Genomic DNA, 13,627 nt, shown 5'->3' with positions numbered 1-13,627 from the left:
ATGTTCTCTTTTTCATACAGGTCAGGGTGATATACCCCTGACCGGGCCTTAAGTAAATCGCGTACCATCTTCCAGAATGGTTAGCCAGTGTCCCCAAAACACAGAAGTAGACTACATTGTATAAATAGATTAACCAATAGTTATGACTCATGATCAAAGGATTGAGTCCTGGATTAAAGAGTGCTGAGCCTGCATTTGGGAAGCCTTTACTGCCTTATGGATAACCAAATGCGGGATTCAATATGATGTTCAATTTACGAATTAACAGAATGATCTTTAATAAAAAAAGCAAGAATAGTCACTAGCAACAAAGAAATAGGCAGTATGGACAAAGCAACCTGATAATCTTCGACGGTATAGATATGCTCACCACCTACTATGCCACTATCGCCAAAGGTATCCAATAATTTGCCGACTAAAGGTTGAAATACAACACCACCTAAAGTCACGATCATGTTGGTTGCTGCAAATACTGTACCGGATAATTTAGCTCCACTGCATTCTTTTGCCATAATAAAGACAATAATTTCTGTAGCGCTGAACACACCATATAAAAACAACAGAATATTTAAGCTAAGATAGGATAATCCAGGGCAGTACAATACCAAACTAATACAAATCAGCGATAAAATTGCGCCAATAACTAAGGGTAAAACCCGTCTGCCAGTACTGTCGGATAAATAGCCGGCAATAGGTGCTCCTACAGCCCATCCAAGAAATACTGCGGATACAGTCTTGGCAGCCTCAACTTTAGTTAAATGATGAGCTTGTTCCAAATAGGTTTTACCCCACAACTCACCGAAAACGGATAATGAGGTATAGAGGCATGCTCCAACAAATCCAATCAACCAAACCTCAGGTGACATGAGTACTTTCAGTACATTATGAAAAAACTCAGGTAAAGGATATTTATTGGGTTGGAACCCTTCAGGACCATCTCGAACAACAAAGAACATTAACAGACTGAGGGCTGAACCAATAACAGCTATTAGTATTAGAACTTGTTCCCAACCAATACTCATAGACCATTCAGTAATTTTTACCTCACCGTAAACCAACCCCAACATGCCCAGGGTTGTAATCAAACCGGCTACTAAAGAAAAATAACGTCTTGGTAACCAATGTAAGGTCAAGGATAAAACACCCACAAAGGCAAATGAGGAGCCAAATCCTACTAAAAAGCGTCCACATCCAACAAGAAACATGGAGGAAGTCAGCGTGAACATCCAGGAACCCAGGGTACAACACAGACAGGCAAAGGTTAACAATCTCCTGGGACCAAATCTGTCCATCAACATACCTACTGGCATCTGCATTGGTGAATAGGCAAAGTAATATAATGCCGATATCTGGCCAAATGTGGTTGCAGAAATATGTCCCAAAGCAGCGCTTAATTCGGACTGTAAGGCTCCTGGAATAATTCGAAGTATAAACTCATAACAGTAAAATACAGCTCCGACAAAGCAGACCAGGATACCAAACATCATTTGTTTTTTGTTCATCATTCTATTTGTGAGCATGAGCGTGTGTTTCTTTTAAGAAGAAGGTCAATATGGCCGCAATAAGAATGCCTAAAGGTATAATAGACAATGCAAACTGATAGTCATCCACTGTATACATCTTCTGTAAATTGTCTACTGCTACTCCTGTAATTGCAGCATCCCCAACGTGAGTTGATAAACTAAAGTCCAATAGATGCCCCACCAAAGGCTGCAGCAACATCGCTCCTAACATCACAATCATGTTCGTAACTGCCATTGCAGTACCTGCAGCTTCACCGGGACTTAACTCCCTGCCAACTGCAAACACGATAGCTTGTGAACTGTATAACAAACCCAATAAAAACATCAAAGACTGGATGTTTGCTTCAGTTAAGCCAGGAAGGTACAGAATCATCATCATGACAATTGCCGCTCCGCCAGCACCAATAAGCATTGGAAATTTTCGACGATACAATTTGTCCGAAATATAACCCATTAATGGCGCACCAATAATAAAGCCTAAAAAGAGTAATGAGTTGGCCAGGCCTGCACCTTGAGAGGTTAAGCCGTGTGCATGTCTTAAATAAGGTATACCCCAAAGCTCGGCAAAAACAGTCGTGGGGAGATAAACCAGGCATCCATACATTCCATTAACCCAGATTTGCTTGTTTCTGATAATGATACCCAGATCAATCATGCCTTTTTTAAAGCTGGAAACAGTACCACTATTTCTGTGATGGCCCTTTCTATCATGAATACCAAACCATAATACCAGTGTCAGAACAATACCAAATATTGCGGTAATATTCAGAGTTTTGATCCAACCCATCTGTTCTATGAATAGTTCGAGAAAGTTATCGCCCAACATCGCTCCAATGGGGCCAAGCGCTGAAGTCATACCCGAAACCATTGCTAACCTGTTCTCTGGCAACCAAATCGTGGCCAGTTTCAATACGCCTACAAAAGCAAAAGCGGAACCAAATCCAACTAAAAATCGTCCCAGTGCCGCAACCCAAAAAATTGAAGTAGCAGTAAACAGGAAGGTACCAATAACACAAATCAAACAGGCAAAGGTTAATAAACGTTTGGGTCCATATCTATCCAACATGACCCCTACAGGTAATTGCATGGGCACATAAGCAAAATAGTATACAGAAGAGAGAAGACCAAATCCTGAGGCGGATAGATTAAAATGACCACGCAATGAGTGTTCCATAACACTGGGAGCTATGCGTAATAAATATTCATAGCTGTAAAACACAGCTCCTAAGCCACAAATAAGCCATCCGATGATTGCGTAATTATTGCGGTTTTCTGAATGCAAAGTTATCTCCTTAACGTTCGGGTTAAGCAAGAGCACACACCTCTCGATAAAAGAGGTGAACTGCTACTCTATTTACTCAAAATTATTTGTTTGACTCACACCACTAGCGATTGCAGCCTTCGCAACAGCAGCTGGGACCCTCTCTTTTAAACGAGGATCTATGGGCTTAGGAATGATGTAGTCAGGACCAAACTCCCAATTTCTAACTCCGGGGTAATTATCCTTAACTACCTGAGGAACCGCTTCATGCACCAGTTGACGAATTGCTTCAACGGCCGCAATCTGCATTGCTTGATTAATACATGTTGCACGCACATCTAATGCACCACGGAAAATATAAGGAAAACATAACACATTATTCACCTGATTTGGATAGTCACTTCGTCCCGTAGCGATTATCAAATCATTTCGCACCTCATGAGCATGCTCAGGCCTGATTTCCGGATCAGGATTAGACAGAGCAAAAATCACAGGGTTTGGAGCCATTAAATTTAGTAAATCTGCATTTAATAAATCAGGTTTGGCCACTCCAATAAATACATCAGCACCTGTCAGTGCATCTTCCAGTGTACGACAATCCGTTGTTCGGGCAAATGCAAATTTGTATGCATTCAAATCCTCACGGCCGGAATGAATCACTCCTTTTGTATCAAGAAGCAGCATATTTTTCTTGTCAGCCCCAAGTGCTACCAACAACCGCATGGATGCAATCCCCGCGGCTCCGGCACCAATACAGACTATTTTAGCGTCCGATAATGTTTTACGCTGTAACTCAAGAGCATTAAGCAGACCCGCAGCGACAACTATAGCAGTGCCGTGCTGATCATCATGAAAAACAGGAATATTAAGCTGCTCGATTAAAGCTTGTTCAATTTCAAAACATTCCGGCGCTTTTATATCTTCCAGATTGATGCCACCAAAAGTGGGCGCTATGCTTTTGGCTGTAGCTATAAATGCCTGTGGGTCATCTGCATCAATTTCAATATCAAAAACATCCAAACCGGCAAACTGTTTAAACAATACAGCCTTGCCTTCCATTACAGGTTTACTGGCCAAAGAACCGACGTCTCCCAAACCAAGTACGGCAGTACCATTGGTCATAACAGCAATCAAATTGCCTTTATTTGTATAACGATAGGCATCCTCAGGTGTCTCTGCAATAGCTAAAACCGGTGCAGCAACACCAGGGGTATAAGCCAGAGATAAATCATCCTGGGAATTAGTTGGTTTTGTAACGTGTACACCAAGTTTTCCTGGAACAGGAAATTCATGATAGTCCAACGCACGCTGCTTTAATACGTCATTATCCAAAGTGCTTACTCTCTATATCAGACCACACGAAATAAAAATTTAATCTAAAAATACATATTTTTAGCAGGGATTGTTGACAGATAGTCCATTACTCCAAGATATGGCTTCAAGGTACAATCCAGGAAGCAAACCAGGAATTATATGTGTGGTTTAAAAAGAAGAATTGTCAACAAATCCCAGATACTTATTAAAAAGGCACATCGTGATTGTGCCTTTTATATAACTACTGTAACAAACAAGTTAATTTATTATTCTTACGATTTAGCTTGTGCAGAACGCATATTATAGCGATCACGGAATTTCTGTACACGACCACCGGTATCTACTAATTTTTGTTTGCCAGTATAGAAAGGATGGCATTGTGAACAAACTTCAATGCTCAAATCTTTACATAAGGTTGAACGGGTTTCAAAAACTTCACCGCAACTGCAAGTAACTTTAACTGTTTGATAATCAGGATGAACAGATGCTTTCATAATACCACTCTCTTATAGTTCTAAATGAATATCGCCACCTGGACTCTTTGGCCAAGCACCATACTCTACACAAATGACGCAAAACAATAGCAGAATTGAATATATAAATCAATTTATTCTGAACGTGTCGCTAAAATGGATAATCCAGCAGGTTACATCCATTGCGCCTCTATTTCAGACCTTCATGCTTGTTTCTCTTAATCTGCATAATACAGAAAACAGGATTAAAAACAATAATAACAATAGCACAAAGTGCTGTTATTTTGCAATATAAGGAGTTTTTTGAAGCAATATTGGTGTTTTAGGAGAGTATCATCATACCTTTTGCTGTATGAGTTTCGGGTGCAATTTGATACACCCGGCCAACTATTATAATTCCAGTTCCACCCATACCGGAGCATGATCTGAAGGTCTTTCTGCTTTTCTCGGTTCTTTATCAATTTTGGATTGCCTGCACAGTTGATTCAAATCATGACTCAACAACACATGATCAATACGCAATCCTCGATTTCTTCGGAATCCGGCCGCACGATAGTCCCACCAGCTGTAAACACCCTCTTCCTGCTCAAAATTTCTAAAACTATCATGCAATCCAGACTCTAACAGTTCTGCAAAAGCCTGTCGTTCCGGGGCACTTACCAACACACATCCTTCCCATTCTGCGGGATCATGGACATCTCGATCTTCTGGTGCAATATTAAAATCTCCAACTACCGCCAATTTTGGATAGGCCAACAATTGTTGTTGAATAAAAGAAGTGACTTTCTTCAACCAGTCCAGTTTGTATTGATATTTATCGGAGGTCAGTTCTGCGCCATTGGGAACATAAAGATTAATTAATCTCATGCCGCTAATCGTCACGGCCAAAATTCTTCTCTGAGGATCCTCCAGATTAGGTATATCAGTCACTACTTCGGTTATGGGTTGACGGCTAACAACAGCAACGCCATTATACGTTTTCTGCCCTGAAAATACGACATGATAGCCCTTTTCCATAAAGGCTGCTGCTGGAAACTTCTCATCAACCAGTTTAGTTTCCTGCATGGCAAGAACATCGGTCCCGGTTGACTCAAGCCACTCCAAAACCTGCTCCAGCCTTACTTTCAATGAATTCACATTCCAACTGGCCAGTTTAAACACACCAATCTCCCTTGTATTCAATCATTAGAGGAGCATGATCCGATAAACGGGCTTCCCGAAATATTCGGCTGTCTATCACATGCTCTGTGAGTCCAGGAGTGATCACCTGATAATCAATCCGCCACCCTACATTCTTTTCCCAAGCCCGGCTTCGGTATGACCACCAGGTATATTGCTCTTCTTCCTGATTATGTACTCGAAAGGCATCAACAAATCCCATGGTTCCAAACAGTTCATCCATCCAGGCACGTTCTTCAGGCAAAAATCCAGAGTTTTTCTGATTTCCCCGCCAGTTTTTTAAATCAATTTTCTTGTGAGCAATATTATAATCCCCACAAATAATCAATTCACGTCCCTCATTTTTTAAATTCATTAAATGATTGGCGAATTGCTTCAGAAAATCGTACTTAACTTCCTGACGTCCGTCCCCGCTTGTCCCCGAAGGCAAATAAAGAGAAATGACGCTTAAATTAGGGTAGTCAAACTGGATGTATCGTCCTTCATTATCACAATAATCAAACCCCATGCCTTTAATGATGTGATTTGGTTTCTTCCTGGCATAGATGGCCACACCGCTATACCCTTTCTTTTGGGCATCAAAATAATCACAAAAATAATCTCTGGGATAATAGAGTTCTTCGGGTACTAATTGATCAACTTGAGCTTTTGTTTCCTGAATACATACAAAATCTGCATCTTGCCCAGCAAGCCACTCATAAAAGCCATTACGTGCAGAAGCACGAATACCATTAGCATTAAAACTGATTACCTTCATACTGTCGTTCACTCCTCACCCTAATACTGTGGTTTACTTCACGGACAATAAATTTAGACCCAACTCACTAGCGATCATCATTGATTCTTAATTAAAATAGTGAGCCAATGAATCAATTTATTTCTTCCCAATCGTTAAAGCAACTCGCCCCAATCGCTCACCCAAATGACGCGCCAGAGTAATTTCATCCTGACTCAGTGGATGATCATTGGCAACACCAGAAACATGAGTTACCCCATAAGGTGTTCCACCGGTAACTGTAGTGTTCAGTGCCGATTCAGTATAGGGAACCCCCAAAATGAACATGCCATGATGCAACAAAGGCAGCATCATGGATATCAGAGTACTCTCCTGTCCTCCATGCATGCTGGCAGAAGAAGAAAAAACACAAGCGGGTTTGTCTACCAAATCACCAGCCAACCATAAGGCAGATGTTCCATCCAGAAAATATTTTAAAGGAGCAGCCATATTACCAAAACGTGTAGGACTCCCCAAAGCCAAACCATGACAATGCTGTAAATCATCCAAAGTAGCATAGGGAGCTCCATGGTCAGGGATCGGCTTCTCTGTAGCTTCACAGGTACTAGAAACAGGGGGAACAGTACGCAATCTGGCTTCAATCCCGGCGACACTCTCGACACCTCGGGCAATGTATTGGGCTAATTGAGCAGTAGAACCTGTTCGGGAATAATATAAAACCAGGATGTAGGGTTCTGACATTGAATAACTCCGCAGGATTTTCGTTCAGGAAGTATATAGCAGGTAGAAAAGCTACGCGAGAGGATTTACCAATCAGTGAATACAAAAAGACTCTGCACGTTGATTAACCTGCAGAGCCATAAACGAATTAATGTCCCATTACCAATACATTAGCAGCAAGCATTTGCTGAACTAGCTCAGCAGAATCTGACGTTCCATACACAGAGACCACATCAACACCACTTAATACTATTGTTTCAGGTGATGCATTAAAATGAGCGCCTCCAGTTGGATCAGTTTTGATCACTGTATCCGTTTGATTCGTAGATTCATTATGGACCGTGCTAATTTGCAACAGGCTATCCAAGGAGTTGGAGCTTAGAGTGGAGTCTTTAAACAAATCCGTTAAGTCCAAAGTACTTTTATCACCGGAAGCATCCCCTTCCTTACTTAATTTAAAGTCCGTAATCGTATCAATGGCAGGCTCATTGCCAATATCAGCTTTTTCAAAAACAAAGATATCGTTTCCACCTCCGCCTGTCATCGTATCATTACCAATGCCTCCTTGAATGATGTCATTTCCGGAGCCACCAATGATGGTATCATTACCTTTACCGCCATACAGATGATCATCACCCTCACCGCCAAAGATCAAATCATTACCATCGCCACCATAAATGAAATCATTTCCAGTGCTGCCATGAAGTTCGAGACCACCCATTGATGAGGACAAATCGTTGGTAATTTCATTGGTATTAACCTCATGAGCAATCACACCCTCTTCTCCTGAACCCAGCTCAGTTAATGAATTAACGTGTTGCTCAGCGGCAGGCTGTTGGTAATCCACAGGATTAGCTACATAAAGATTATGAGCGGAGATAAAATGATTCACAACAGAATCTATTTCATGAACGAATTGATTGGTGTCTTTATACTCTGCGTCAACTAATGGAATTCCTGTAGAGCTGTTCATCCATTGATTAACTACATCAGTAAATTGATTATTAAAGTCTTTCAGCTCTTCATAGGTGATGATTGAACTACTAAACGCGAGAATGATGACGCTGATGTCACTCAATAAATGTGAAGGTAAATAGCCGTTCATATAGGATTCAAGAGTTTGAGCATAACTACCTTGAGTGAGATGCTGTACTTCACTGATTGCGGCAAGTGCATTTTCACCAGGAGCCAGTGTCTCTATACTGGTTTGTAATGCCCTTTGGCTGGCCGCCATGAAATCAATGACATCCTGATTGACAAAATCACCTAAATCAAGATGCGAGGCAATATTTTGTAAAAAGGCCTTATCAGTGAAATCAGCAACCACACCATCAGGAAGTTCCAGAAGAGCCTTACTGATTGCATCAAATACAGAGAATGAAACATGACCTTCATCAGTTGAATAACGAATGGCTGCAATTTCTGCAAACTGAACAGCGGCTGTCATCACTGAGGCATTTTGAGCAAGAATTTCATTAGAACCCGTAATTGGATTAAGGCTGATTAATTCAGTACCTTCCGGTAATCCCAAATGAGCTACAATGTGTGCATTCGCTGTTTTATAATCAAAACCAGATTCCAACTGAGCCTGCAACAAACTGGTAAGAGGTGAAATAACGGATGATCCTACAGGTCCAAACAGATTAATGGCATAACTCAGACCGGTATCGATATCAAAACCACCTGTTTGCACAGCTCGAGCTTCACCCAAAGTGTATTGGCCATCACCATTTACATCCAGTTTGGTCAAATCCAATACCCATTCAACATGACCGTATTGATCAGTAATACCCAGACGCTCTCCCGCATCTTCCTGATTGTTTCCATTAATATCAAGATAAAGGATGGCACCCACTATAGTTCCATCAATAGTCGCCGTTCCACCGCTAACAACAACACCTGTCAGCTGATTATCTCCGGAATCATTCAAAGTCGCGCCATTAGACAATGTCACTTTAAAGTATTCGGTAGGTGCGCCTCCTGAATAGTTTACGGTAATAGTATAGGTATTGGATACCGGAGTAGAAACAGCCACTCCAATAATATTTGTGCCCTTGATAACAATCGTATCTACATTAACAGTAAAATCAGTAATAGTATCGATTGGTGCTGCTGCTGCACTGGCTCCACCTTGACCTTTAAGCAAAACAACCTGATCAGCGCCTGCTCCGGTAGTAATGGTATCATTTCCTAATCCGCCTATGATCACATCATTACCGCCACGCGCATCGAGGACGTCATTACTGTCACCACCTTCCAACCATTCAGCAGCGTTGGTTCCAGTAAAAGTCTCTGGAGCATAAGCACCACTTAAATCGAGTTGAACTGTAGTAGTTTGTGAGGCAGTACTACCGTTACTGGATTCAACAGAACTGACGCTCGCACTTATAGCATTGATCTGAGCTGCGGTCAGCGCAGTTGTAGATACCAGCCTGATGTCATTTCCTGGAATAATCGTTGCAGAACCGGCGTTAACAGGAATTGAAGTATTAGTCACTGTATCGAACAGAGTAACCCCTGATGGTATACCAGCCAAAGTGATGTTGCCCAGAGTTTCGCTGCCATCAACATCCTTGAGATAAGCCTCTGTCTGCAAGGTATATTCATATCGTAAAGGCTGATTGACATTAATATTATCCCATCTGACCTCCGAATCATTATCAAAGGAATACAGTCCAATAGTATTTAAGGCTGGCGCAGCAGTAGCTGCACCACTGACACTGCCGAAAATATAATTAAAATTTGCGACAACGCTGGGATCGCTTGTATCTACTGCGGAAACAGAGATACCAAGGTTACTGACATTAATGTCTACATGAAACCAATCGTCGGCATTAAAAGTAGTTCTTGCCAAATCGATAGGAACATTATTTACAATTTGAACCAAAGTAAATTCATGATATTGACCTGGATGTAGATTATAGAAAATTCCACCTGGAGAATATTCAATACTTGGGTTTTCCCAACGAACCAAAAAATAATTAGAAGAATTTTGATACCCAAAAACAATACCAATTCCATTTACTCGTGGCGAATCTGCATCAGCAAACATATCAAGAGAAATAACATAGTTCGTCAAATTTCGTTCAGCAGAAGTAAGCTGATTACTATTTAATAACAAAATTCCCTGGGCATCATCGGCAAGGTCATTAGTGTTATAAACAATAGCTCCACCTGTTTTGCTCCATCTACTGTTAAAATTACTAACCTCTGTACTATTACTACCTGTCTCACCGGCCCAAGCAATATTATTGAACAAATCAGCTTCACTGGATGTTTTGTTATTTCCTCCTTGTATTTCAGCAAAAGTACTACTGAACAAAGCAACTTTACTCCAATTGCTAAAATTATTTTCATTATTATTGCTTGAAAAATTTCCTGCGATGATTTCTGTACCTGCTATCACTGTAGGCAGGCTTAAATGAGCATAAATTACAGGCGTATCGGCAACAGCGGTTACGTCGACAGTCATAATGTTAGGAGTTGGGTCCAAATTAACACCACCATTGGCTGTGCCCCCACTGTCTTGAACCTGAAAAGTAAATGTTACTGGGCCATTAAGATCAATGGCTGGAGTAAACACTAAAAGACCAGCAGCAATATCCGTTGCGGAGATGAGTTGACCTGTTGTTACGGCAATACCATTTAAAGTCAATGAGCCGGTAGATGGCAAGGTAGTGATTCTAACTGCTTGCAGGGTATTTGCTGGACTATCATTCAAGTCTGAAAATCCAAAATTGTCAGTAGTGAACACTTTGGCAGTATCCTCCAAAGTAGTTACGGTAGTATTCGTTCCAGAAGGAGCATCGTTGACCGGGTTCACCGTAACATTGGCAGTAGCAGTTTCGGTAACCCCACCGGAAGTAACCGTGTAGGTAAAGCTGGTAGTACCGTTGTAATTGGCGGCTGGAGTAAAACTCAAAGTACCGTTGGCATTCAAAAGTACTGTTCCATTCGCTACTGCAACACTTCCACCCACTGCGATTGCGGTTCCATTAATTGCAGTAATGGTATGACCTGGGTTTTCAAAGGTATCATTAGCATTGACATTGATAGTAACCACAGTATCTTCATTAGTCGTTACTGAATCATTTGCAATATCAACTACAGGGGTCACCGTAATGGCAATACTGTCTGTATCGCTTAAGGTGCCGTCATTAGTGACTATGGTTAAGCTGTCCGCTCCGTTGTAATCAGCAACAGGCGTATAAGTTAGACCATTCAAAGCGGTGGTAATGTTAGTAGGAGAACCAGTCAAAATCACAGTGCCCGTGCCATTATTCGTGATGGTAACTCCAGCCGTTGCCAAGGCCGTTAAGCTGCCATGAAGCACTGAAACCGTGGTAGTCACCGTAGCACTGTCAATATCGATGAGACTAATCGCATTGCCATTAGCACTGCTAAAGACTCGAGTAGCATCTTCATTGATGGTTTGCGCACCGGCCACACTATTGACTGGAGCCTCATTAACCGGATTTACCGTCAGGTTGACTGTAGCGGTTTCTGTAACCCCACCGGAAGTCACTGTGTAGGTAAAGCTGGTACTGCCGTTGTAATCCGCATTTGGCGTAAAGCTTAAGGTGCCGTTGGGATTCAAAATTACTGAACCATTAGCTACTGCAACACTTCCACCCACTGCGATTGCAGTTCCATTAATGGCAGTGATGGTATGACCTGTGTTTTCAAAGGTGTCATTGGCATTAACATCAATATTAGCCACCGTATCTTCATCCAGGGTCACTGCGTCATTGGCAATATCAGCCACCGGGGTCACCGTAATGACAATACTGTCCGTGTCGCTTAAAGTGCCATCAGTGGTGACTACAGTTAAGCTGTCCACTCCGTTGTAATCGGCAACAGGCGTGTAAGTTAAACCATTCAATGCGGAGGTAATGTCAGCAGGAGAACCAGTCAAAGTCACAGTGCCCGAACCATTATTCGTGATGGTAACTCCGGCCGTTGCCAGGGCTGTTAAGTTGCCATAAAGCACTGAAACCGTCGTAGTTACCGTAGCACTGTCAATATCAGTCAAATTAATTGCATTGCCATTGGCGCTGCTAAAGACCTGAGCAGTGTCTTCAGTCGTTGTTTGAGCGCCCGGTACGCTGTTAATCGGGGCGTCATTGACCGGATTCACCGTCAGGTTGACTGTCGCGGTTTCCGTAACCCCACCAGAAGTCACCGTGTAGGTAAAGCTGGTAGTGCCATTGTAATTAGCGGCAGGAGTAAAACTCAAAGTACCATTAGCATTCAAGAGCACGGTACCGTTGACTACAGCAACACTTCCCCCAACTGCGATTGCGGTTCCATTAATCGCGGTGATGGTATGACCTGTGTTTTCAAAGGTGTCGTTGGCATTCACATCAATATTAGCCACAGTGTCTTCATTCAAGGTCACTGCGTCATTGGTAATATCAGCCACCGGGGTCACTGTAATAGCAATACTGTCTGTATCGCTTAAAGTCCCGTCACTGGTGACTACGGTTAAACTATCAGCTCCATTGTAATCAGCAATTGGATTATAAATTAAGCCGTTTAATACAGCATTAACGTTATTTGGAGCACCCACCAAAGTTACATTAGCCGTGCCGTTATTACTAACAGTAACTCCTGCCGCAGCCGCAACCACAGCGGATACGGTTAATGTACCGTGAAGCACTGAAACTGCGGTAGTCACAGAAGCACTATCAATATCGATCAAACTAATCGCATTGCCATTCGCGCTGCTAAAGACCTGAGCCATATCTTCATTTGTCGTTTGCGCACCCGGGACGCTGTTGGCTGGAGCGTCATTGATCGGATTCACTGTCAGATTCACTGTAGCGGTTTCCGTAACTCCACCAGAAGTCACCGTGTAGGTAAAATTGGTAGTGCCGTTGTAATTAAGGGCTGGAGTAAAACTTAAGGTACCGTTAGCATTCAAGAGCACGGTACCATTGGCTACAGCAACGCTTCCGCCCACTTCAATTGCGGTTCCATTAACCGCGGTGATGGTATGTTCTGTGTTTTCAAAAGTATCGTTGGCATTCACATCAATATTAGCCACAGTGTCTTCATTCAGGGTCACTGCGTCATTGACAATATCAGCCACGGGGGTCACATTGATAGTTAAAGTCGAGTTATCGCCACTGCTGCCGTCAGTCATTGTGTAGCTAACAACCGGAACAGGACCATTATAATCAGCTACTGGGATAAAACTAAACGTGCCATCGCCATTAATCTGCAAGCTGCCCACACCCGCAATCGCAGCCGTTTGGCCAGCGCTGTAGTTGGTGGTATCGCCCGCTACATTAAAGCCCGTTACCGTTACCGGACCATCGACACTGCTCGTGCCACTGAGCACGGTACCGGTTAAGGTGCTGTCTTCAGCAACACTTAGAACTTCATCCGCATCACTAAAAGCATCATCCACTGGAGTCAC

At 42.3% G+C, this 13,627-nt stretch carries 8 protein-coding genes; all 8 read right to left on the bottom strand.

Annotated features, from left to right (window positions below):
• Positions 1-254: 254 nt before the first annotated feature.
• The gene (locus G543_RS0107145; protein ID WP_028383915.1) at positions 255-1,520 is read right to left on the bottom strand and encodes an MFS transporter; all 1,266 of its coding nucleotides are present in this window, start codon (positions 1,518-1,520) and stop codon (positions 255-257) included.
• Positions 1,507-2,805: an MFS transporter gene (locus G543_RS0107140; RefSeq protein ID WP_028383914.1), complete on the bottom strand. Its 1,299-nt coding sequence runs from the start codon at positions 2,803-2,805 to the stop codon at positions 1,507-1,509. Before G543_RS0107140 ends, G543_RS0107145 begins: the two co-directional genes overlap by 14 nt.
• Before the next feature lie 72 nt (positions 2,806-2,877).
• Positions 2,878-4,116 (bottom strand): malic enzyme-like NAD(P)-binding protein, encoded by a 1,239-nt coding sequence (locus tag G543_RS0107135; RefSeq protein WP_028383913.1) that lies wholly within the window; start codon positions 4,114-4,116, stop codon positions 2,878-2,880.
• 254 nt (positions 4,117-4,370) lie between these two features.
• Positions 4,371-4,592 (bottom strand): 50S ribosomal protein L31, encoded by a 222-nt coding sequence (gene rpmE / locus G543_RS0107130; RefSeq protein WP_028383912.1) that lies wholly within the window; start codon positions 4,590-4,592, stop codon positions 4,371-4,373.
• Positions 4,593-4,961: 369 nt separating this feature from the next.
• Positions 4,962-5,732, bottom strand: coding sequence for an exodeoxyribonuclease III (gene xth / locus G543_RS0107125; RefSeq protein WP_028383911.1), 771 nt, complete (start codon positions 5,730-5,732; stop codon positions 4,962-4,964).
• A complete protein-coding gene (locus tag G543_RS0107120) occupies positions 5,725-6,507 on the bottom strand; it encodes an exodeoxyribonuclease III (protein ID WP_028383910.1) in 783 nt (260 codons plus the stop codon). The genes xth and G543_RS0107120 overlap by 8 nt, the downstream gene beginning before the upstream one ends.
• Positions 6,508-6,624: 117 nt before the next feature.
• Positions 6,625-7,227, bottom strand: coding sequence for an NAD(P)H:quinone oxidoreductase (gene wrbA / locus G543_RS0107115; protein ID WP_028383909.1), 603 nt, complete (start codon positions 7,225-7,227; stop codon positions 6,625-6,627).
• 127 nt (positions 7,228-7,354) lie between these two features.
• Positions 7,355-13,618, bottom strand: coding sequence for a tandem-95 repeat protein (locus G543_RS19425; protein WP_282705519.1), 6,264 nt, complete (start codon positions 13,616-13,618; stop codon positions 7,355-7,357).
• Positions 13,619-13,627: the final 9 nt, after the last annotated feature.

The organism is Legionella moravica DSM 19234 (assembly GCF_000423305.1).
In the GTDB taxonomy this organism is placed as follows: Bacteria; Pseudomonadota; Gammaproteobacteria; order Legionellales; family Legionellaceae; genus Legionella; species Legionella moravica.
This window is presented reverse-complemented; position numbering and strand designations above follow the sequence as displayed.